Here is a 21783-nt window from a genome sequence, read left to right as displayed (position 1 = left end):
CACCACCGCACCCCGGGCCGCGCCCGCCTGACGGATGCGGAAGCGGAACCGCGGCATCGCACCCGCCACCAGGCGGCAGCCCAGGCGGGTAGCCGCAGGGCGGCAGGAGGGGCGGGGCCGCACCCAACACCCGGCCCCGGGTCGCACACCGGGTGCGGACCGTGGGCGCCTCCGGCGGACAGCCCCCGGACCCCGCTCCTCAATCGCCGGAGGGGCTGAATTCACGGGCTGAACGCCAGACGGGCAGACGACCCGTGCCACCGGCGTACGGCCCCCGCCACCTGGCAGTCCGGAATCGGCCAGGGCTGGTGACCACAGGCAGGTGGCCGCGAGACGGCGGGAGGGGGCGGGGTCGCAGGGGTGGTGTCCTGGACGCTCTCGCATATTTGTGGCGCCAACCCCCGGCCCACCCAACGCCCCCGGGCACCGGCGCCGTAAATATGCGGTCCAGGGCGCCGCACCGGAGGTCCCGCCCCCGGCACCCACCACACAACCGACCGCGCACCCCAGCAACCACCACCCACCGCACCGCGCCCCCGCACCCGCACCCGCACCCGCACCCGCACCCGCACCCAGCGGAACCCCGCGCAACCCCACGCAACCCTCACCCCTCCGCGATCACCACCGCCGACGCGACCCCCGCGTCATGGCTCAGGGAGACATGCAGCCCCCGCACCCCCAGCCGCTCCGCGCACACCGCAACCGTGCCGCGAACCGAGAGACGGGGGCGGCCGCTCGGCTCGGTGAGGATCTCGGCGTCCGTCCAGCGCAGGCCGCCGGGGGCGCCCAGGGACTTGGCCAGGGCCTCCTTGGCCGCGAAGCGGGCGGCCAGGGAGGCCATGCCACGGCGTTCCCCGCTCGGCAGCCACAGTTCGCGCTCGACGAAGAGGCGGTCCGCCATCCCGGGCGTGCGCTCCAGCGCTTCCGCGAAACGGTCGATACCGGCCACGTCGATACCCACGCCGACGATCACGCCGTCATCCGTCGGGTCACTCCACGGTCACCGACTTGGCCAAGTTCCTGGGCTGGTCGACCTCGTTGCCGCGGGCCGTGGCCAGTTCGCAGGCGAAGACCTGGAGCGGGACGGTCGCGACCAGGGGCTGGAGCAGCGTAGGCGTGGCGGGGATCTCGATCAGGTGGTCGGCGTAGGGGGCCACCGTCTCGTCCCCGCGCTCGGCGATCACGATGGTGCGGGCGCCCCGGGCCCGGATCTCCTGGATATTGGAGACGATCTTGTCGTGGAGCACCGACCGCCCGCGCGGCGACGGCACGACCACCACGACCGGTACGTCCTGCTCGATCAGCGCGATCGGCCCGTGCTTCAGCTCGCCCGCCGCGAAGCCCTCCGCGTGCATATACGCGAGTTCCTTGAGCTTGAGCGCGCCCTCCAAGGCGACCGGGTAACCGACATGCCGCCCCAGGAACAGCACGGTGTTCTTGTCGGCCAGGGTGCGGGCCAGCTCCCGTACCGGCTCCATGGTCTCCAGGACCTCCTCCACCTGGGTCGCGATCTCCGACAGCTCGCGGATCACGGAGAGGATCTCGTCGCCCCATTTGGTGCCGCGCACCTGGCCCAGGTAGAGGGCCACCAGGTAGCAGGCCACGAGCTGGGTGAGGAACGCCTTGGTGGAGGCGACCGCCACCTCGGGCCCGGCGTGGGTGTAGAGCACGGCGTCCGACTCACGCGGAATCGTGGAGCCGTTCGTATTACAGATGGCCAGCACCTTCGCGCCCTGCTCCCGGGCGTGGCGCAGCGCCATCAGGGTGTCCATGGTCTCGCCGGACTGGGAGATGGCGATCACCAGCGTCCGCTGGTCCAGGATCGGATCGCGGTAGCGGAACTCGCTGGCCAGCTCCGTTTCGCAGGGGATCCGGGTCCAGTGCTCGATGGCGTATTTGGCGATCATGCCGGCGTGGTAGGCGGTGCCGCACGCCACGATCACGACCTTGCTGACCTCGCGCAGCACCGAGGCGGGGATGCGCACCTCGTCCAGGCAGAGGTTCCCGGCCAGGTCGATCCGGCCGAGCAGGGTGTCGGCGACGGCCTTCGGCTGCTCGGCGATCTCCTTGAGCATGAAGTAGTCGTAGCCGCCCTTCTCGGCGGCGGAGGCGTCCCAGTCCACGTGGTACGGGCGGACCTCGGCCGGCGCCCCCTCGAAGTCGGTGACGACCACACCCTCCCGGCGGGCCTCCACGACCTGGTCCTGGCCCAGCTCGATGGCCTCGCGGGTGTGGGCGATGAAGGCGGCCACATCGGAGGCGAGAAACGCCTCGTCCTCGCCGACGCCGACGACCAGCGGCGAATTGCGGCGCGCCCCGACCACCACATCGGGCGCGTCCGCGTGCACCGCGACCAGCGTGAAGGCGCCCTCCAGACGGCGGCAGACCTGGCGCATCGCCTCGGCGAGGTCGCCGCAGGACGAGAACGACTCGGCGAGCAGATGCGCCACGACCTCGGTGTCGGTCTCGGAGGCCAGATCGTGGCCGCGCTCGGCCAGCTCGGCGCGGAGCGCGGCGAAGTTCTCGATGATGCCGTTGTGGACGACCGAGACCCGGCCCGCGTTGTCCAGGTGCGGATGGGCGTTGGCGTCGGTGGGGCCGCCGTGGGTGGCCCACCGGGTGTGGCCGATGCCGGTACTGCCGGTGGGCAGCGGCCGGTCGGCAAGCTCCTTCTCCAGGTTGGCCAGCTTGCCCGCCTTCTTGGCGGCCGCCAGCCCGCCATCGGCCAGCACGGCGACACCCGCCGAGTCATAGCCGCGGTACTCCAGCCGCTTGAGCCCGGCGAGGACGACATCGAGGGCCGACTGCCCTCCCACATAACCAACGATTCCGCACATGGACGCAGCGTACGACCCCCGGCCCCGGGCCGGGGTGACCGACCCCACGCCCGGGCACCGCTCACTCGGCCGGTCCCTGCCATGACAATGAGGGGGTGATCACGTCAAGCGCGCGCGGCGCGCGCACCGTTCGCGGCCCGCAGCGGCGGAGCGGCGAGGCGACCCCGTATGTGGATCTGTCCCGCGCCGAGTGGAGCGCGCTGCGGGACAAGACCCCGCTGCCGCTGACCGCCGAGGAGGTGGAGAAGCTGCGGGGGCTGGGCGACGTCATCGACCTCGAAGAGGTGCGGGACGTCTATCTGCCGCTGTCCCGGCTGCTCAACCTCTATGTGGCCGCCACCGGCAATCTGCGCGGCGCGCTCAACACCTTCCTCGGCGACACCAAGCGGGGCAACGGCGCCCAGCCCGGTACGCCCTTCGTCATCGGCGTGGCGGGCAGTGTCGCGGTCGGCAAGTCGACCACCGCCCGGCTGCTCCAGGCGCTGCTGGCCCGCTGGCCCGAGCATCCGCGGGTGGAGCTGGTCACCACCGACGGCTTTCTGTATCCCAACGCCGAGCTGCGGCGCCGCGGGCTGATGTCCCGCAAAGGGTTCCCCGAGAGCTATGACCGCAGGGCGCTGACCCGCTTCGTCGCGGATGTGAAGGCGGGCCGGGCGGAGGTGTCCGCGCCGGTCTACTCGCACCTGATCTACGACATCGTGCCGGACGAGCGGCTGACCGTGCACCGCCCCGACATCCTGATCGTCGAGGGGCTCAATGTGCTCCAGCCCGCGCTGCCGGGGAACGACGGGCTGACCCGGGTGGGGCTCGCGGACTTCTTCGACTTCAGCGTGTACGTGGACGCCCGGACCGAGGACATCGAGCGCTGGTATCTGGGCCGCTTCCGGAAGCTGCGGGAGACGGCCTTCCAGGACCCCTCCTCGTACTTCCGCAAGTACACCCAGGTCTCCGAGGAGGAGGCGCTGGACTACGGCCGGATGATCTGGCGGACCATCAACAAGCCCAATCTGCAACAGAACGTCCAGCCCACGCGGGGCCGGGCGACGCTGGTGCTGCGCAAGGGGCCGGACCACAAGGTCCAGCGGCTGTCCCTGCGCAAGCTGTGAGGAGCGTACGTACGCCATGCTGCACTTGCGGTTGATCGTCCCCGCCGAGCGCACCGAGGCGGTGGTGCGCGCCGTCGAGCGGACGGTCGGCACCGCCCATCTGGTGGTGCTGCCGGGCGCCGCCCGCGACCCCGCGGGGGACGTCGTCATGTGCGACGTGGCGCGCGAGGCCGGGGACGGGCTGCTGGGCGAGCTGCGCGAGCTGGGTCTTGACGAGACCGGGTCGATCGCGGTGGAGAACATCGACCTGTCGCTGTCCAAGCGCGCCGACAAGGCGGAGGACGACGCGCCCGGCGAGGGGGCGGACGCGGTCCTGTGGGAGCACCTGGCGGACGCCACCCATGAGGAGTCCACGCTCTCGGTCACCTATCTCGCCTTCCTCGTCATCGCGACGATGATCGCGGCGTGCGGTGTGGTGCTGGACAACGCGATCCTGATCGTCGGCGCGATGGCGGTGGGGCCGGAGTTCGGGCCGCTGGCGGGGCTGTGCACCGCGCTGGTGCGGCGCGCGCCGCGGCTGGCCGCGCGATCGGCGATCGCGCTGCTGGTCGGGTTCGCCGCGGCGATGGCGCTGACCACCGGCTTCAGCATCGCGATGGACGCCGTGGGGCTCTTCGGCAGGGACATGCTGGAGCACGCCCGGCCGAACACGGACTTCATCTGGAAGCCGGACCTGTTCTCGTTCGTGGTCGCCGTGCTCGCGGGGATCGCGGGAACGCTTTCGCTGACGTCGGCGAAGTCCGGGGCGCTGGTGGGGGTGGCGATCTCGGTCACGACGGTGCCGGCGGCGGCCAATGCGGCGGTGGCGCTCGGCTACGGCGACATCGAGCAGATGTGGGGCTCTACGGAGCAGTTGCTGCTGAATCTGGTGGGGATCGTGGTGGCGGGGACGCTGACGTTGGGCGTGCAGAAGGCTTTGTGGGGGCGGCGGGGGTAGCCCCCACCCCGCCCCTTCCCGAAACCGGGGGCCGGCCCCCGGACCCCCACTGGGGCTCCGCCCCAGACCCCGGCCGGGGCTCCGCCCCAGACCCCGCTCCTCAAACTCCCCCAGCTACCGCTGGGAGGTGCCCCCTGGAGAGGCTGGATTTCCAGCCTCTCCGGCGTTTGAGGGTCCCAGCGGAGGGACCAGGACCGAGGCGCCCTCGGGCTCGGAGAGCAGCCCTAGCCCAGGGCCGACTTCACCGCGTCCGCCAGGCGCCCCGCGACCGAGCGGGCCTGTTCGATGTCGGCGGCCTCGACCATGACCCGCACCAGCGGCTCCGTGCCCGAGGGGCGGAGGAGGACGCGGCCGGTCTCGCCCAGCTCGCGCTCGGCCTCGGCGACGGCCGCGGCCAGGTCGGCGCTGGAGGCGACGCGGGACTTGTCCACGTCGGGGACGTTGACCAGCACCTGGGGCAGTCGCTCCATGACGGCGGCGAGATCGGCCAGGGTGCGGCCGGTCGCGGCGACGCGGGCCGCCAGCAGGAGTCCGGTGAGGGTGCCGTCACCGGTCGTGGCGTGGTCGAGGACGATCACATGGCCGGACTGCTCGCCGCCGAGCGCGTAGCCGCGGGTCTTCATCTCCTCCAGGACATAGCGGTCCCCGACCGCCGTCTGGACCAGCTCGACGCCCTCGCGCCGCATGGCGAGCTTGAAGCCGAGGTTGGACATCACGGTGCCGACCACCGCGTCCCCCCGCAGCTCGCCCGCCTCGCGCATGGCCAGGGCGAGGACGGCGAGGATCTGGTCGCCGTCGACCTCGCGGCCGCTCGCGTCCACCGCGAGGCAGCGGTCGGCGTCCCCGTCGTGGGCGATGCCGAGGTCGGCGCGGTGCTCCACGACGGCGGCCTGGAGCCGGGCGAGGTGGGTGGAGCCGTAGCCGTCGTTGATGTTGAGGCCGTCCGGGTCGGTGCCGATCGTCACGACCTCGGCCCCGGCGCGGGCGAACGCCTCCGGGGAGACCCGGGCGGCGGCGCCGTGCGCGCCGTCGATGACGACCTTGAGGCCGTCGAGCCGGTTGGGGAGGGCGCCCACCAGATGGGCCACGTAGGCGTCGAAGCCCTCCTCGTAGGGCCGGAGCCGGCCCACCCCGGCGCCCGTCGGCCGGTCCCACGGCTCACCGGAGGCGTGCGAGCGGTAGGTGGTCTCGATACGGTCTTCCAGCTCGTCGGCCAGCTTGTGGCCGCCGCGGGCGAAGAACTTGATCCCGTTGTCGGGCATCGGGTTGTGGCTCGCGGAGAGCATCACGCCGAGGTCCGCGTCCAGCGCCCCGGTCAGATGCGCGACGGCGGGCGTGGGCAGCACGCCGACCCGCAGGACGTCCACTCCGGCGCTGGCCAGCCCCGCCACCACGGCCGCCTCCAGGAACTCCCCGGACGCTCGCGGATCCCGCCCGACCACCGCCACCGGCCGATGGCCCTCGAAGGTGCCCGCCTCGGCGAGCACATGCGCCGCCGCTACCGACAGGCCGAGCGCCATCTCAGCCGTCAGATCGGCGTTCGCGACGCCGCGCACACCATCCGTACCGAAGAGTCGTCCCACTGGTGTCCTCCGAAGTTACGAGCTGGGGGGCAGAAGCTTGCTTGTAGGTATACGCCCCCCGGTGGCGATAGCCGAACGCCCCGGGGGCACTGGTGGTGCCGCCGGGGCGTTCGGGTGAAGCAGCGGTGCCGCGATGGGCGTCAGCGCTTGCTGTACTGAGGCGCCTTGCGGGCCTTCTTCAGACCGGCCTTCTTACGCTCGGTGGCGCGGTCGTCACGGGTCAGGAAGCCGGCCTTCTTGAGGGGGGCGCGGTTGTTGTCCACGTCCGCCTCGTTCAGCGCGCGGGCGATGCCCAGACGGAGCGCACCGGCCTGGCCGGACACGCCGCCGCCCGCGATGCGGGCGATCACGTCGTAGCGGTCGTCCAGCTCGAGCACCTTGAAGGGCTCGTTGACTTCCTGCTGGTGAACCTTGTTGGGGAAGTACTCCTCGAGAGTACGACCGTTGATCTTCCACTGCCCGCTGCCCGGCACGATGCGGACGCGCGCCACGGCGTTCTTGCGACGCCCGGTGCCGGCGGCCGGCTGCGGGTCACCGAAGCGGGAAGCGAGCGACTCGGAGGTGTACTCCGACTCGACCGTCTCAACGCTCTCGGTGGTGTACTCCTCGACATCGAGGGGGGTCTCGGCGGTGGTCTCGGCCACGATGCTCCTCAGATTCTCTTCGTCGTAAGGGGTGGCCGGGACTACTGCGCGACCTGGGTGATCTCGAACGGGACCGGCTGCTGAGCGGTGTGCGGGTGCTGGTCACCCGAGTACACCTTCAGCTTCGAGAGCATCTGACGGCCCAGGGTGTTCTTGGGGAGCATGCCCTTGATGGCCTTCTCGACGGCCTTCTCCGGGTTCTTCTCCAGCAGCTCGTCGTAGCGGACGGAGCGCAGACCACCCGGGTAGCCGGAGTGGCGGTACGCCATCTTCTGGGTCCGCTTGTTACCGGAGAGGTGCACCTTGTCGGCGTTGATGATGATGACGAAGTCACCAGTGTCGACATGCGGCGCGTACACCGGCTTGTGCTTGCCCCGCAAGAGGGTGGCGGCCTGAGTGGCCAGACGGCCGAGAACAACGTCGGTGGCGTCGATGACGTGCCACTGACGCTGGACGTCGCCGGGCTTGGGGCTGAACGTACGCACGGTCGTAGCCTTCGCTTCTTCAGTGAGTGGGGTCTCCCCGGATCCGCTAGGACCGAGGGGACGGGTCCGGACAAGGCCACCCGGACGATCACGACAGCCTTGGCCGCACATCGGTGACGCATCCGAGTGCCTGCCGCTGGTCATCGGCCCGGTGGACCGGCGTAACGGCCTCTCACGTGAGAACGAGCAAGCCAATACGCATAACGAACTGGCAGAATACCGGCCCGCCCCACCGCGGGTCAAAACGCCCCCACCCCACCGCGTACTCGCGCGCGGGTAGGGCCGGGCCGGACCACCGGCCGGACCCGCGCCCCGCCGACGGCTCCCCGGTGTCACCCGGCCGGTCTAAGATGCGCGCCATGAGCTTTGGGCAAGGGGGGCCTTACGGGCCCGGGGGATCTCAGCCGCCTCAGCCGTCGACACCCGACTGGTCGGCGCTCGCCGACCAGTCCGCCCGCGCGGGCCGGCGCCGCAAGCTGCTCTTCATCGGCGGCGGGGCGCTGGCCACCGCCGCCGTCGCCGCGATCGTGGCCACCGCCGTGGTCAGCAGCGGCCACAAGGACAAGGGCGGCGGCGACTCGGCCGGCGGGCTGCCCACCCCCCAGGACCTCCCCAGCGAGTCGGCGGCGCCCGAGCCCACCTTCTCCGACGTCGCCCCGCCCGCGCCGCCGAAGCCGCTGGACATCATCTCCAGCGCCCGGCGGGACAAGGCGCCGCTGTCCGTGGCCTCCCTCTTCCCGGAGAAGCGGGCCGCGAAGGACGACCGCTCGTACAGCAAGGCGGCGTCCGCCTCCACGACGAGCTGCGCCGCGGGCACCCAGGGGGCGCTCGGCTCGGTGCTGACGAACAACGGCTGCCGCAAGCTGCTGCGGGCCACCTTCTCCCGGGACGGTGTCGCGGTGACGGTCGGCGTCGCGGTCTTCGACGGCAAGGCGGCGGCCGAGAAGGCCAAGGACCAGTACAAGCCCAATATCGCCTCGCTGACGGGCGGGGGCGTGCCCGCCTTCTGCCGCCGTACCGCCTGCCAGAGCTCGGCGAACGCGATCGGGCGGTACGCCTACTTCACGATCTCCGGCTATACGTCGGGCAAGGCGGTCACGGCGTCGGACACCGCCGCCCTCCAGGCCGGGCGCGATGTGGCCGACTACACCTTCCGCCGCATCCTGGCCCGGGGCAGCGCCCAGGCGTCGGCGGAGGCGGCCGCCACCACCGCCAACTGAGCCGCCCCTGCCGAGCGAGCCGCCGGTCCCCCCGCCGGGGGTCCCGGGAATCCGCTACGACGCGGCGCCCCGCGTGGCCTTCTCCACCTTCGCCACCTGGGCGTCCACCAGCGCGGCCGGGATCTCGGACTTCGCGGGGTCCGCGATGTTGACCCCGAAGAACACCGTCACCTGCGGCCCCGTCCGCACGATCGTGAACTTGATGACGGCGTTCTTCTTGCCCGCGTCATGCATGCCGAAGGCCACCGCCTCATCCCCGCGCTTCGGCGCGTCGAGCGGTGTCACCTTCGTGACGTCCGCCTTCTCCCCGGAGCCGTCCTTCGCCGGGAAGCCGCGCCGGCAGGCGGTCACCGCCTCGCGCAGGTCCTTCACCGTCCGCTCGGCGTCGCCCGGCCCGTAGGAGGAGACCCGGATCAGTCCGGCACCGCCGATCTTCGCCTTGGTGAGGTCGGTGACGTAGCCGCGGTGGACGCTGGCCTTGGGCGCCGGGTCGTACTGGGACCCCATCAGCGCGGCCAGCGGCTGGCACTCGGCCTTCCCGGCCTTGGCCGACCCGCCCTCGCCGACCTCCTTGTCGGTCATCTTCTGGATTTCGAACCCCTTGAGCTCACCGCTCGCCAGGGTGGCCCGCTCCAGGGCGGACGCGGACAGCGGCTTCGCGGCCGAGGCGGCGCTCGCGGGCTTGTCGTCCTGCTTGGCGCCGTCGGACGTGCCGTCGCCGGAGTCACTGCCGCATCCGGTCATCAGCCCCAGCGCCGCCACCGCCGCGATGGCCGCACCCACGGTCCGCTTCGCACCGGACTCGCTCATCTCTCTGTCCACCCCTGGTCGATAACGGGCCCGTACGGCCACCGCACGGACACCCCGCAGACTCCCAGAACACCGGGAGGGTTGTACTCCCTTTCCCGAATGTGGCTGATCCCATATCACCACGCGCATATGCAACCTTCGGGACCCAGACCAGTCTTACGGACCGATCGGTCCTTACCGGCTTCATACCGGCATCACACCGGCCCCATATCGGCCCAATGCAGCCTGGTTCGGAGCCAAGAACGAAGCACGGCCTCGGAGAGGAGGACACGCCGCGGCGGATCGGCTGCGCCGGGCGTACATCACCGTGAAGATTTCTTTCCTGCTCCACAACGCCTATGGCATCGGTGGCACCATCCGGTCGACCTTCAATGTGGCCGGGGCGCTCGCCGCCCATCACACCGTGGAGATCGTCTCCCTGATCCGCACCATCGACGCCCCGAACCTCCCCCTCCACCCCGCCGTACGGCTCAGACCCCTGATCGACCTGCGCCCGCACGAGGACGGAGCCGGGGGCAACGATCTCGGCCATCCGCTGCTGTCGCGGCCCAGCGCCCATATCCCGGACGCCGAGGCCAAGGGCACCACCAACTTCAACGCCCTCACCGATGAACGCGTCGCCGGCCATCTCGACCGCACCGACGCCGATGTCGTCATCGCCACCCGCCCCGGCCTGGTCATCTACCTCGCCGCACTCGGCCGCACCGGCCGCTTTCTGCGGATCGGCCAGGAGCACCGCCTCTACGGCACCCACCGCGCCGAGATCCGCGCCGCCTGCGACGCCGCCATACCCCATCTCGACGCGTACACCTCCGTCTCGGAGGCCGACGCGGCCACCCACCGGGCCCAGCTCCCCGGTCTCACCACCCGGCTGACCGCCCTGCCCAACGGGGTGCCCGCCACCGGGATCGAGCCCTCCGACGGCCGCGCCAAACTGGTCGTGGCCGCGGGCCGGCTGATCCCGGTCAAGCGCTACGACCTGCTGGTGGCCGCCTGGGAGACGGTCGCCGCCAAACACCCCGACTGGCGGTTGCGGATCTACGGCCGCGGCCCCCAACTTCCCGCGCTGCGCCGCCAGATCGATGAGCTCGGGCTGGCCGGTCACATCACCCTGATGGGCGCCCACTCCCCCATCGAGACCGAATGGGCCAAGGGCGCGATCGCCGCCGTCACCTCCCGCGAGGAGTCCTTCGGCATGACGATCGTCGAGGCGATGCACTGCGGGGTGCCGGTGGTCGCCACCGACTGCCCGCACGGGCCGGGCGAGATCATCACCGACGGCCGGGACGGGCTGCTGGTGCCGCCCGGCGACGCCGACGGCATCGCCAAGGGGCTGCTGACCCTGATCGAGGACGGCGAACTGCGCCGCACGATGGGCGAGGCGGCCCGTATCTCGGCGCGGCGGTACGCCCCGGAGCGCGTGGCGGCCTCCTACGAGCGGCTCATCGAGGAACTCCACACCGCCCGCGGCGCCGAGGGCCCCGCCGGACGGCGCGGTACGCCCCTGCGCGGCCGGGCGGCCGGGACGCCGCTGGCCGCCACCCTCAAGGGCGCGGTCAAGCAGCTCGTCCGCAAGCCGCTGCGGCCCATCGCGTCCTGCCGGGTCACCGCCGAGGGCAATCTGTCGGTGCTGGTGGAGCCCGCCCAGGTGCATGGCGGCGAGCTCGAACTGACCGTCACCCGCCGGAAGAGCGACGAGCCTCCCCTGCGCGTTCCGCTTCTGCCCCCGGCGGGCATCGCGCCGGCCGCGCCCTGGACCGCCACGCTCGACCGCGCGACGCTCGATCTCGCCGAGGGCCGCTGGGATCTGCATGTGGTCCGCCGCTCCGACGGCGTCCGCCGCCGGGTCGGCTGCCGCTTCGCCGAGGGGCGCGGGCTGTTGGACCTGGAGCCGCTGCCCGGCTCACCCGTCGCCTGGTGGATCCCCTACGCCACCGTCGACGGCTATCTCGCGCTGCGCGCCTGGCGGCGGCCGGTCCATGCCGAGGCCCGGGTGATCCGCATGGACGCCGAGGGGCTCGCCGTCGAAGGCACCCTGTACGGGGCGCGCTTCGGCCCCGACGCCGCCCCGACCGCGGTGGCCACTCCGTCCCGCGGCCCGGCCCGCCCGTTCCTCACCGGCGCCACGGCGGTGGACGGCGGCCGGTTCCGCTTCACCGTCCCGTACGAGCGGATCCGGCGGGCCCGTACGGACGACGAGGGCGCCGCCACCTGGACCCTGACGCTCCATAAGTCCGCGGAATCCGAGACCCCGATCCCGATCGGCCGCATCGTGGGCGACATCGTGGACCGCGACAAAACGGACCTCTTCCCGGTCACCCACGGTGTCCGACCCCACCTCACCCGCACCGGCGACCTCACCATCATCTCCCCCATCACGGACAATTGAGGGAGGTGCGTCATAGGTGCGGTGTTTGCCGCGGAGATCACCGGTAACACTCGGTGATACCAGCCTCGAGCGAGGAACACTCTGCGGAAGGCATAGCGATGTCAACTGTCACGCTCATCATCCTGGTGGCGGCCCTGGCCGCCATGGCCGGCCTGGTGATCGCCCCCTCGGTCCGGCAGGGCCGCAAGGGCGAACTACCGGTCCGAAGCCTGCCCTCGGAAGCCAGGGAGCAGTACGCGGCGCGGTGGGCGGGAGTGCAGGAGCGATTCGTGGACTCTCCCGGGTGGGCGCTGCGCGAAGCCGACCGGCTGCTGGGCGCCTTGGCCGTCGACCGCGGCTATCCGGCCGAGTCCGACGACAAGCGGATGGACGCGCTGTCCATCCGTCACCCCGGGGAGATCGACGGCTACCGCCGGCTGCACGCCATGGCGGCACAGGTGCCCGATGGCGAGGCCGCCCAGACCGCCGAAGCCGCCACCGAGCGGATGCGGGAGGCACTGGTCGCGGCGCGGCCCCTGTTCGAGCAACTCGTGCGCGCACAGCCGCACGACGAGCGCCCGCTCCCGCCCCCGGTCCCCCGTCAGCGGGATCTTCAGCAGGGCCGCATCCCGCGGCAGCGCCTCGGCCCGGCCGCCGATCACTGACCGGTGAGCCGCACCGCCAGCGCGAGGGTGTCATCCGGATGCAGGATCACCGTGTGCATATCCTCCGCGATGGCGCCGGGGACCTCCTCGATCGGGCTCTGGAGATGCTTGTGCGCGGCCTCGATCAGACGGCTCTCGCCCTCGATCGGGTCCCGGCGGCTCTCGGTGAGCCCGTCGGTGTAGAGCAGGAGGAGGTCCCCGGGGGCCAGCCGCTCGGTCAACGGGGTCTCGCTCCCGGGCAGCGGAAAGCCGATCCCGCGCCCCCGGGCCTCCAGATAGCGGGCCGTTCCGTCGCGGCGCAGCAGCAGCGCGGGCGGATGGCTCCCGTTGGCCAGCCACAGCTCACCGGTGGCCGGATGGATCCGGGCGAGCAGCACGGTGGCCATCACGGCCCGGTCGAAGGGGTGCAGGATCTCGTTGGTGCGGGCCACGATCGACTGAAGGCGGTGGCCCTCCAGGGCCAGGGTGCGCACCGCGTGGGTGACGTTGAGCGCGCTGCGCGTACTGGTCACCCCATGGCCCAGGGCGTCCACGATGGTGATGTGGACGGTGCCGTCGGGCAGCACGAACCAGTCGTACAGATCCCCGCCGGTCGGCGCGTCGGTGCCGGCCGGCTCGTAGTGCACGGCGAGTTCGAGGCCGTCGGCCTCGATGAGCGGCGGGCGCAGCGCGTCCTCCAGCTCCCGCAGGGTCTGGCCGTGAGCGGTGCGCAACTGCTTGTCCCGCTCGTCGAGCTGGACGTAGAGCGCGAGCACCCCGCTGTTGGTCTCCTCGAGTTCGTCCTTGAGGCGGCGGTGCTCGGCGGTGAGCGCGTCGGCGGCGGCCACAACGGCGCGCAACTCCTCAGCGGCCAGGGCCTCCTCGCCGGGGGCGTCCGCGCCGGGGGCCTCCTCGGCGGCGTCCACCGGCGGGCCCGCCGGGAGGCGCCAGACCACCTCGTCCTCGGTCACCACCTCGGGGGCCATCGGCAGCTCCGCCACCGCCGGGCCCATATCGCCCGGCGTCCGCAGCACCACCGTGAGCAGCCCGTCGTCCGGGTCGTACGCCCACTCAAGGCCGGCTTCCCGCCCGGCGCGCAGCGCCGCCCCGGCGGCCTCGGCGGCGGACAGCACAAGGCGCCCCCGGACCTCCGGGTCCAGGGCGTGCTCCCGGGCCAGCGCCCGAACGGCCCGGCTGAGCCCGACCGTCGTGGCGCAGGTGAGGTTCCTCGTCGTCATGGAAGCCTTAAGGGTGACCTGGCCGCGAGGACCGTGGCGTCGTCGCGGACGCGGCGATGGCCATGGGCGAGTGCGGCGGACAGCAGGGACGGCGGAAGACGGAGCACGGACGGGGGCGGGTCCAGCGCCCAGCGGGCGTCTATACCGTCGCTGTGCAGCACCGCCGTGGCGCCCTGGGGCAGCGGGAAGCCGTGGACGCGCGGGGTGGGCATGCCCCAGCCGACGATCCCGGGCTGTCCGGTCAGCCGGTGCCGCACCCCGCCCGGGGTCAGGGCGAGGGCGCGGATATTGCCGATACCGCAGTAGTCGGCGCGATCGTGGTGCAGCCGCAGCAGCCCCGCGGCGGCCCCGCGGGTGTGCCGCAGGGACCGGTTCATCCGGGTGAGCACGTCCGGCAGCGGCCGGTCGGGGTCGGCGTGGAAGGTCCGCAGCGCCGTCTGGGCCGCCTCCTCGGCGGCCCGGCCGTGGCCGAGACCGTCCAGGACGACCACGGTGCGGGCGGCGTCCGTGTCGGCGATCCCGCGGGCGTCGCCGCAGCCCTCCTCCCCCTCGGCTGGCAGACAGATCGCGCCCACCCCCTGCCACTCCGGCCGATGCTCGCCCGGCGCGGTCAGCCGGGCGCAGGCCCAGGTGCCCGCATCGATGCCGTCGGCGCTGCGCATGGTGAAGTGGGTCGCCATCCTTTTGACGGCGCCGAGCCCGACCCCCAGCGTGCCGGAGGTGGTGTAGCCGTCGGCCAGACAGCGCTCGGGGTCGTGCATACCGGGGCCGCGGTCGGCGGCGAGGATCTCCACCCCGTGGCCCAGCGGCAGCGGCTGGACGTAGAGCGTGCCGTCGCTGGCGTGCTTGTCCAGGTTGGTCGCCAGCTCCGAGGCGATCACCGCCGCCTGATCGGGCAGCGCCCCCGGCAGCTCGCACTCCCGGGCCACCCCACGCGCCGTCTCGGCGGCCAGGTGCACGGCGCTGTGATGGTCGACGCGCACCTGGGCGGTGGGCACCGTGAACGCACGGCTCACCGGACCGCCCAGCGGGTGACGACCACGACGGTGCCCTCGCCCGGGCCGGTGCGCACGGTGAACTCGTCCATCAGCCGCCGGGCGCCGCCCAGCCCGTGGCCCAGGCCCGCGCCGGTGGTGAAGCCGTCGGTGAGCGCCGCCTCGAGGTCCGCGATGCCCGGCCCCTCGTCCGTCACGGTCAGCCGCAGCCCCCGCCGCCCGGAGGGCTCGCGCGGATAGTCGAGGGAGACGGTGCCGCCGCCCCCGTGCACATAGGCGTTACGGGCCAGCTCGCTGGCGGCCGTGACCACACGGGTCTGGTCCACCAGGCCGAAGCCCACCGCGACGGTGGCCGCGCGCACCGCATGGCGGACCGTCAGCAGGTCCTCCTCCGTGCGCACTGGATAGGCGGCCGGCGCGGGCGGGCGCCGGCCCTCCGCCCGTGCGGGCCGCTTGGGTCCGTGGGAGGCGAGGGTGGATTCACCGGGAAGTGCCACGTCGGGCCCCTTCCAGGGGCTGCGGGGCCTGCCGCCACCCCAGCGCGGCCAGCCCCTGCTCCGGATTGAGTGCGGTCTCCACACCGACCAGTTCGATCCCCAGCTCGACCAGGGTTATCGCCACCGGCGGTCGCATCCCGGCCACGATCACCCGGGCCCCCAGCAGCCGGGCCACCGTGGTCAGCTCCATCAGCGTCCGGGCCACGAAGGAGTCGATGATCTCCAGCCGGGAGATGTCGATGAGCACCCCGCGGGCGCCCTCGGCCGAGATCCGCTCGGTCAGCTCCTCGGTGAAGGCGATGGCGGCCCGGTCGTCGAGCTCATTGAGCAGCCCCGTGACCAGGACATCTCCCAGCCGCAGAATGGGAACGCCGGGTGAGCGGAGGCCGTTCACCGACCGTCTCCTTCGTCACCGTCGGGACCGGGCCCGTCCATCAGCTTGATCGCGGCGGCCAGCGCGTCGGCCAGCGTCGCCCGCGTGAGGATGGTGGACAGATCGATGCCGAGCTGGGCGATGGTCTGGGCGATCGAGGGGCGGACGCCGCTGATCACACAGTCCGCGCCCATGAGCCGCACCGCGTTCACCGTCTGCATCAGATGCTGGGCGACGGCGGTGTCCACCGTCGGCACACCCGTGATGTCGATGATCGCGACCAGCGCCTCATGGTCCTGGATGGCCTGGAGCAGATTCTCCATCACCACCTGGGTCCGGGCGGTGTCCAGCGTGCCGATCAGCGGCACCGCCAGCACCTGCCGCCACAGCCGCACCACCGGCGTCGACTGCTCCATCAACTGCTGGCTCTGCCGGCGGATGATCTCCTCCCGGCCCTCCACATACGTCTCGAAGGACAGCGCCCCGGCCACATCCAGCAGCCGGTTCATGAAGACGGCCGAGGCGAACAGTTCCTCGGCGTCCCGGGTGTCCCGTTGCACCGCCTTGAGCAGCGCCTCCTTGATCGCGAGCACCGCGAGCGAGGTCGCCGTCGGGGTGGCCCCCGCCCGCGCCCGGCGCATGGACAGCCCCACCACGGCCTCGTGCAGCCCCGGGGTGGAGGTCACCACCCGGTCCACCGGCACCCCGCTCTGGAGGCCGGGCACCAGCGCCTCGATCAAGGCGTCGGCCTCCTCGCGGAGTTCGGCCTCGCCGATATCGGTGTCAAGCAGGGCCTGCTCCATTTGCAGCTCGACCCAGCGATCGGCGATTTCCTCGTCGCGCTCCTGAAGAGCCCTGGTCAGGCGCTCTCGCACAGCGGCCTCGCTGGTACTCACGCGGATCCCTTCGCGGTCGGCGACCGTTGTCGGTTGGCAAATTTTATCGATCTTCCGGAGGCCCCGGAAGTCGCATCATGCCGATCGCCCCGCCGCCTTGACTCTCCCGACCAGTCCCGGCACACGAGGCGCGTGGCGAGTACCCCATGATCGGCCGCCCACACCCGCCGGTATCAGCAGCAGCCGGAACCGATCGCCGTAGCGCCCGGCAGGGAGCGCTTGTTGCGGGACTCCCGGTTACGGGCGGCGAGTTGGTCATCGGCCGGATAGCCGACCTCCTCCAGGGTCAGGCCATGGGGGCGGACGACATGGACGGCGGAGTCGCGCACCCCCGCGGACAGCACCTTGGCCGGCCAGTCCGGGGGGCGGTGGCCGTCGCCGACGAAGAGCAGGGCGCCCACCAGCGAGCGCACCATGTTGTGGCAGAAGGCGTCCGCCCGCACCGTCGCCGTGATGACCCCGTCCGCGCCGCGCACCCAGTCCAGCCGCTGGAGGGTGCGGATGGTGGTGGCGCCGTCGCGCTTCTTGCAGTACGCGGCGAAGTCGTGCTCGCCCAGGAGCCGTATCGAGGCCGCGTTCATGGCGGCCACGTCCAGTGGCCAGTCATGCCACAGCACATGGCCGCGCAGCAGCGGATCGACCCCGCCGGGGTGATCGGTGACCCGGTAGGCGTAGCGCCGCCAGATCGCCGAGAAGCGGGCGTTGAACCCGGGCGGGGCCTGCTCGGCCTTCCACACCCGTACGTCATGGGGCAGCCGGCCGGCGAGCCGCCGCAGCAGCCGCTCCCGGTGCTCGGCCCACAGCGCCTCGGGCAGATCCACATGCGCCACCTGGCCGCGGGCATGGACCCCGGCGTCCGTGCGGCCCGCGACGGTCAGCTCGAAGGTCTCCGAGGAGCGCGTCACCGTCCGCAGCGCGCTCTCCAGCTCGCCCTGCACGGTGCGCCGCTCGCGCTGCTTGGCCCAGCCCGAGAAGTCCTTGCCGTCGTAACTCAGATCCAGCCGGACCCGTACGAAACCGGGCGCCGCCTCGTCACTCACTGGGCCGTTCCTCTCCATGCGGAACGGGCCCGCTCCCAGGTTCTGGGGGCGGGCCCGTCCGTGACAACGAAAGCCGTAGCGACGCCTCAGGCGTCCTTCGCGGCCTCATCAGCCGCGTCCGCGGCGGGCTCAGCCGGAGCCTCGGTCGCCTCGGCCTCGGCGGCCGGGGCCTCGGTGGCCTCGTCCTTCTTGAGGTTCGCGGCGGCCGTGTCACCGGCAGCGTCCTTGGCGGTGCGCTTGGTGGCGGCCTCGGCCTCGCCGACCGCCTCCTGCTGCACGGTCAGCGCCTCGACCAGCTCGATGACCGCCATCGGGGCGTTGTCGCCACGACGGTTACCGATCTTGGTGATGCGGGTGTAGCCACCCGGCCGGTTCTCGTAGCGCGGGCCGATCTCGGTGAAGAGGGTGTGCACGACGCTCTTGTCGCGGATGGTCTGGAGCACCAGACGGCGGTTGTGAAGGTCGCCCTTCTTCGCCTTGGTGACCAGCTTCTCCGCGACCGGGCGCAGGCGGCGGGCCTTCGCCTCGGTGGTGGTGATCCGGCCGTGCTCGAACAGCGCGGTGGCGAGGTTCGCCAGCAGGAGCCGCTCGTGCGCAGCGCTGCCGCCCAGACGGGCGCCCTTGGTGGGCTTCGGCATTGGTGTATCTCCTAGGTGTCTGCACCGGCCGTATCAGGTACCAGTGTCAGTTACCGGCGAGCGGCCGCCCGCCGGAAATCTTCATCGCCCGCCGCACGGACTCGATCAAGCTCAGCAAAATCAAGCCCGTCCGGCGATTGAGGACAGCGCCTCAGCCCCAGCGGCGGGGCAGCGATCAGTACTGCTCGGTCTCGACGAAACCGGCGTCCGCGTCGTCATCGGCGCCGAAGGCGTCCGCCGCGGCGGTCGGGTCGAATCCGGGCGGGCTGTCCTTGAGCGCCAGGCCCATACCGGCCAGCTTCGCCTTGACCTCGTCGATCGACTTGGCGCCGAAGTTCCGGATGTCGAGCAGGTCCGCCTCGGACCGCGCCACGAGCTCACCCACGGAGTGGATGCCCTCGCGCTTGAGGCAGTTGTACGAGCGGACGGTGAGCTCGAGCTCCTCGATCGGCAGCGCCAGATCGGCGGCCAGGGCGGCGTCCGTCGGGGACGGGCCCATGTCGATGCCCTCGGCGTCCACGTTCAGCTCGCGGGCCAGGCCGAACAGCTCGACCAGGGTCTTACCGGCCGACGCCATGGCGTCCCGCGGCCGCATGGCCTGCTTGGTCTCGACGTCGACGATCAGCTTGTCGAAGTCGGTGCGCTGCTCGACTCGGGTCGCCTCGACCTTGTAGGTGACCTTGAGCACCGGCGAGTAGATGGAGTCGACCGGGATCCGGCCGATCTCCTGGCCGACCTGCTTGTTCTGCACGGCGGAGACATAGCCGCGACCGCGCTCGACGGTCAGCTCCATCTCCAGCTTGCCCTTGCCGTTCAGCGTGGCCAGGACCAGGTCGGGGTTGTGCACCTCGACACCGGCCGGCGGGGCGATGTCGGCGGCGGTGACCAGACCCGGGCCCTGCTTGCGCAGGTACATCACGACCGGCTCGTCGTGCTCCGAGGAGACGACGAGCTGCTTGATGTTGAGGATCAGGTCGGTGACGTCCTCCTTGACGCCCGGCACGGTGGTGAACTCGTGCAGGACCCCATCGATCCGGATGCTGGTGACGGCCGCACCGGGGATCGAGGAGAGGAGCGTACGACGCAGGGAGTTTCCGAGGGTGTAGCCGAAGCCCGGCTCCAGCGGCTCGATCACGAACCGGGAGCGGAACTCGTCGACGACCTCTTCGGTCAACGAGGGACGCTGAGCGATCAGCATGGGTTTGCCTCCAGTCTTCGGCGCCCGCTATTTGACGCCGAACCCTTCAATGGTACGGGCGGTACGGGCCAAACGGCGCCGTACCGCCCGTATCGTCCAGCGGTCTACTACTTGGAGTAGAGCTCGACGATGAGCTGCTCCTGCACCTGGGTGTCGATCACCTGGCGCTCGGGCATGGCGTGCACGAGGATCCGGAGCTGCGACGGAATGGCCTCCAGCCACGCCGGCACCGTGCGCTCGCCCGCCTCGGCCTGAGCCACCTGGAAGGGGGTCAGGGTCCGGGACTTCGTGCGGACCTCGATGATGTCGTTCACGGTGACGCGGGCCGACGGGATGTCGGTCTTGCGGCCGTTCACATTGATGTGCCCGTGGCGGACGAGCTGACGAGCGTGGTCGCGGGACTTGGCGAAGCCGGCCCGGTAGACCACGTTGTCGAGGCGGGTCTCGAGGATGCGAAGCAAGTTCTCACCGGTCTTGCCGGACTTCTTGTTCGCCTCCGCGTAGTAGCCACGGAACTGCTTCTCAAGGACGCCGTAGATGCGGGTCGCCTTCTGCTTCTCACGGAGCTGAAGCAGGTACTCGCTGTCCTTGGTGCGCCCGCGACCGTGCTCACCCGGGGGGTAAGGACGGATCTCGATCGGGCACTTCGCGCTCTCGCACTTGCTCCCCTTGAGGAAGAGCTTCTGCTTCTCCCGACGGCAACGCTTGCAGTCGGCCCCGGTGTAACGCGCCATGTTTCTGTTGTCTCCTACTTCAGCCGGTCAGACGCGCCGACGCTTGGGCGGGCGGCATCCATTGTGCGGAGTCGGAGTGACGTCCTGGATCGAACCCACCTCCAGGCCGGTGGCCTGGAGCGAGCGGATCGCGGTCTCACGGCCGGAGCCCGGACCCTTGACGAACACGTCGACCTTGCGCATGCCGTGCTCCTGCGCGCGGCGGGCGGCCGACTCGGCGGCCATCTGCGCGGCGAACGGAGTGGACTTGCGCGAGCCCTTGAAGCCGACGTGGCCGGCCGAGGCCCAAGAGATCACATTCCCGGTGGGGTCCGTGATCGAGACGATGGTGTTGTTGAACGTGCTTTTGATGTGAGCGTGCCCGTGGGCGACGTTCTTCTTCTCCTTGCGGCGCACCTTCTTGGCGCCGGCCGTCCTGCTCTTCGGAGGCATTCCTGAATTCTCCCGTGGAGGTGGTCGGTCCTACAGCTCGGACCGCTTGACAGCGTCCGGTGCGGACTACTTCTTGCCCGGCTTCTTCTTACCGGCGATCGCGCGACGCGGGCCCTTGCGGGTGCGGGCGTTGGTGCTGGTGCGCTGGCCGTGGACCGGAAGGCCGCGGCGGTGGCGCAGACCCTGGTAGCAGCCGATCTCGACCTTGCGGCGGATGTCGGCCTGGATCTCGCGACGGAGGTCACCCTCGGTCTTGATGTTGTTGTCCACGTACTCGCGGATCTTGACCAGGTCTTCTTCGCCCAGGTCACGAACGCGGGTGTCCGGGTTCACACCGGTGTTGGCGAGCGTCTGCTGGGCAAGGGTGCGACCGATGCCGAAGACGTAGGTGAGGGCGACCTCGACGCGCTTTTCGCGCGGGAGATCAACGCCTGCGAGGCGTGCCATGAATCTGGCTCCAGATGGTTGTCGGAGGTCTTCCGCAGCACCGCTCCCGGCCACCGTTGGCACGGCTGCCGGGTCCCCGGCCTCCGACCGGGGGTGTCGTCCCCGCGAGGCGGGAACGGGTGACTGCGTATGTACGCAAAGTTATGACGTCGCGCGAAGATGCTGCGAGTGATGCAGGATTCCGGCCGGTGTGCGTCAGCCCTGGCGCTGCTTGTGGCGCAGGTTGTCGCAAATGACCATGACCCGGCCGTGGCGGCGGATCACCTTGCACTTGTCGCAGATCTTCTTGACGCTCGGCTTGACCTTCATGGTGTGAGGTTCTCCGGGTCGTGAGATCTACTTGTAGCGGTAGACGATCCGTCCGCGCGTGAGGTCGTACGGAGACAGCTCCACCACGACCCGGTCATCGGGCAGGATGCGGATGTAGTGCATGCGCATCTTGCCGCTGATGTGCGCGAGGACCTTGTGACCGTTCTGGAGCTCCACCTTGAACATCGCGTTCGGCAGAGACTCGATCACGGTGCCCTCGATTTCGATGGCGCCTTGCTTCTTGGCCATGTCCTGCTTTCGGGATCGGCTACCTTGATCGGCCCGCCACATGCGGGAGGGCATGCGTGAGCCGACGTGTCAGTCTACGTCAGGGCATCCCGAAACACGAATC

General features: G+C 71.2%; 24 protein-coding genes. 5 read left to right on the top strand and 19 right to left on the bottom strand.

Annotated features, from left to right (window positions below):
* Positions 1–604: 604 nt before the first annotated feature.
* On the bottom strand, positions 605–973 hold the full coding sequence (locus KN815_RS16035) for a holo-ACP synthase (protein WP_208515769.1): 369 nt from the start codon (positions 971–973) through the stop codon (positions 605–607).
* 16 nt (positions 974–989) lie between these two features.
* Positions 990–2837 (bottom strand): glutamine--fructose-6-phosphate transaminase (isomerizing), encoded by a 1848-nt coding sequence (glmS, locus tag KN815_RS16030; RefSeq protein ID WP_216342596.1) that lies wholly within the window; start codon positions 2835–2837, stop codon positions 990–992.
* Positions 2838–2932: 95 nt separating this feature from the next.
* Here glmS and coaA point away from each other — a divergent pair, with 95 nt between their 5' ends.
* Both coaA and KN815_RS16020 read left to right on the top strand, forming a co-directional pair.
* Positions 2933–3943: a type I pantothenate kinase gene (gene coaA / locus KN815_RS16025; RefSeq protein ID WP_372458368.1), complete on the top strand. Its 1011-nt coding sequence runs from the start codon at positions 2933–2935 to the stop codon at positions 3941–3943.
* A gap of 16 nt (positions 3944–3959) precedes the next feature.
* Positions 3960–4880 (top strand): DUF389 domain-containing protein, encoded by a 921-nt coding sequence (locus KN815_RS16020; protein ID WP_216342595.1) that lies wholly within the window; start codon positions 3960–3962, stop codon positions 4878–4880.
* A 224-nt stretch (positions 4881–5104) separates the two neighbouring features.
* Here the strand turns inward: KN815_RS16020 and glmM are convergent, their stop codons facing one another.
* The 3 genes from glmM to rplM all read right to left on the bottom strand — a co-directional run bounded on the left by glmM (position 5105) and on the right by rplM (position 7592).
* Positions 5105–6463 carry a phosphoglucosamine mutase gene (gene glmM / locus KN815_RS16015; RefSeq protein ID WP_216342594.1) on the bottom strand — a complete coding sequence of 453 codons (1359 nt, stop codon included), beginning with the start codon at positions 6461–6463 and terminating at the stop codon, positions 5105–5107.
* 140 nt (positions 6464–6603) lie between these two features.
* Positions 6604–7107, bottom strand: coding sequence for a 30S ribosomal protein S9 (gene rpsI / locus KN815_RS16010; protein WP_059148950.1), 504 nt, complete (start codon positions 7105–7107; stop codon positions 6604–6606).
* Between the two features lie 41 nt (positions 7108–7148).
* Positions 7149–7592 (bottom strand): 50S ribosomal protein L13, encoded by a 444-nt coding sequence (rplM, locus tag KN815_RS16005; protein WP_216342593.1) that lies wholly within the window; start codon positions 7590–7592, stop codon positions 7149–7151.
* A gap of 359 nt (positions 7593–7951) precedes the next feature.
* On the opposite strand from rplM, the gene KN815_RS16000 reads away from it, so the two are divergent.
* On the top strand, positions 7952–8812 hold the full coding sequence (locus KN815_RS16000) for a hypothetical protein (protein WP_216342592.1): 861 nt from the start codon (positions 7952–7954) through the stop codon (positions 8810–8812).
* A 54-nt stretch (positions 8813–8866) separates the two neighbouring features.
* Here the strand turns inward: KN815_RS16000 and KN815_RS15995 are convergent, their stop codons facing one another.
* Positions 8867–9622, bottom strand: coding sequence for a hypothetical protein (locus KN815_RS15995; protein ID WP_216342591.1), 756 nt, complete (start codon positions 9620–9622; stop codon positions 8867–8869).
* A 307-nt stretch (positions 9623–9929) separates the two neighbouring features.
* Between KN815_RS15995 and KN815_RS15990 the strand changes: the two genes are divergently transcribed.
* Positions 9930–12011: a glycosyltransferase family 4 protein gene (locus KN815_RS15990; RefSeq protein ID WP_216342590.1), complete on the top strand. Its 2082-nt coding sequence runs from the start codon at positions 9930–9932 to the stop codon at positions 12009–12011.
* A gap of 98 nt (positions 12012–12109) precedes the next feature.
* Positions 12110–12655, top strand: coding sequence for a hypothetical protein (locus tag KN815_RS15985; RefSeq protein ID WP_216342589.1), 546 nt, complete (start codon positions 12110–12112; stop codon positions 12653–12655).
* On the opposite strand, the gene KN815_RS15980 is transcribed toward KN815_RS15985, so the two are convergent.
* From KN815_RS15980 to infA, 13 genes are all read right to left on the bottom strand, one after another.
* Positions 12649–13872 carry a PP2C family protein-serine/threonine phosphatase gene (locus tag KN815_RS15980; protein WP_216342588.1) on the bottom strand — a complete coding sequence of 408 codons (1224 nt, stop codon included), beginning with the start codon at positions 13870–13872 and terminating at the stop codon, positions 12649–12651. The two genes, KN815_RS15985 and KN815_RS15980, sit on opposite strands and share 7 nt — an antisense overlap.
* Positions 13869–14888: a SpoIIE family protein phosphatase gene (locus KN815_RS15975; protein WP_216342587.1), complete on the bottom strand. Its 1020-nt coding sequence runs from the start codon at positions 14886–14888 to the stop codon at positions 13869–13871. The genes KN815_RS15980 and KN815_RS15975 overlap by 4 nt, the downstream gene beginning before the upstream one ends.
* Positions 14885–15364: an ATP-binding protein gene (locus tag KN815_RS15970; RefSeq protein ID WP_216342586.1), complete on the bottom strand. Its 480-nt coding sequence runs from the start codon at positions 15362–15364 to the stop codon at positions 14885–14887. The genes KN815_RS15975 and KN815_RS15970 overlap by 4 nt, the downstream gene beginning before the upstream one ends.
* Complete coding sequence (locus KN815_RS15965; RefSeq protein ID WP_216342585.1) at positions 15348–15758, bottom strand: STAS domain-containing protein; 411 nt, start codon at positions 15756–15758, stop codon at positions 15348–15350. The genes KN815_RS15970 and KN815_RS15965 overlap by 17 nt, the downstream gene beginning before the upstream one ends.
* Positions 15755–16633, bottom strand: coding sequence for an STAS domain-containing protein (locus tag KN815_RS15960; protein ID WP_216342584.1), 879 nt, complete (start codon positions 16631–16633; stop codon positions 15755–15757). Before KN815_RS15960 ends, KN815_RS15965 begins: the two co-directional genes overlap by 4 nt.
* 173 nt (positions 16634–16806) lie before the next feature.
* Positions 16807–17673, bottom strand: a complete 867-nt coding sequence (gene truA, locus KN815_RS15955) for a tRNA pseudouridine(38-40) synthase TruA (protein ID WP_216342583.1) — start codon at positions 17671–17673, stop codon at positions 16807–16809.
* Between the two features lie 86 nt (positions 17674–17759).
* On the bottom strand, positions 17760–18311 hold the full coding sequence (gene rplQ, locus KN815_RS15950) for a 50S ribosomal protein L17 (RefSeq protein ID WP_078642922.1): 552 nt from the start codon (positions 18309–18311) through the stop codon (positions 17760–17762).
* A gap of 175 nt (positions 18312–18486) precedes the next feature.
* The gene (locus KN815_RS15945; RefSeq protein WP_009715858.1) at positions 18487–19509 is read right to left on the bottom strand and encodes a DNA-directed RNA polymerase subunit alpha; all 1023 of its coding nucleotides are present in this window, start codon (positions 19507–19509) and stop codon (positions 18487–18489) included.
* A gap of 107 nt (positions 19510–19616) precedes the next feature.
* Positions 19617–20243: a 30S ribosomal protein S4 gene (gene rpsD, locus KN815_RS15940; protein WP_216342582.1), complete on the bottom strand. Its 627-nt coding sequence runs from the start codon at positions 20241–20243 to the stop codon at positions 19617–19619.
* A gap of 27 nt (positions 20244–20270) precedes the next feature.
* Entirely contained in the window at positions 20271–20675 is a 405-nt protein-coding gene (gene rpsK / locus KN815_RS15935) for a 30S ribosomal protein S11 (protein ID WP_009715860.1), read from the bottom strand.
* A 66-nt stretch (positions 20676–20741) separates the two neighbouring features.
* Entirely contained in the window at positions 20742–21122 is a 381-nt protein-coding gene (gene rpsM, locus KN815_RS15930) for a 30S ribosomal protein S13 (RefSeq protein WP_014054183.1), read from the bottom strand.
* Positions 21123–21317: 195 nt separating this feature from the next.
* On the bottom strand, positions 21318–21431 hold the full coding sequence (gene rpmJ, locus KN815_RS15925) for a 50S ribosomal protein L36 (protein WP_003956441.1): 114 nt from the start codon (positions 21429–21431) through the stop codon (positions 21318–21320).
* Positions 21432–21458: 27 nt separating this feature from the next.
* Positions 21459–21680: a translation initiation factor IF-1 gene (gene infA, locus KN815_RS15920; RefSeq protein WP_003956442.1), complete on the bottom strand. Its 222-nt coding sequence runs from the start codon at positions 21678–21680 to the stop codon at positions 21459–21461.
* Between the last annotated feature and the right edge of the window lie 103 nt (positions 21681–21783).

The sequence above is a fragment of the Streptomyces niphimycinicus genome (assembly GCF_018883605.1).
Lineage (GTDB): Bacteria > Actinomycetota > Actinomycetes > Streptomycetales > Streptomycetaceae > Streptomyces > Streptomyces niphimycinicus.
This window is presented reverse-complemented; position numbering and strand designations above follow the sequence as displayed.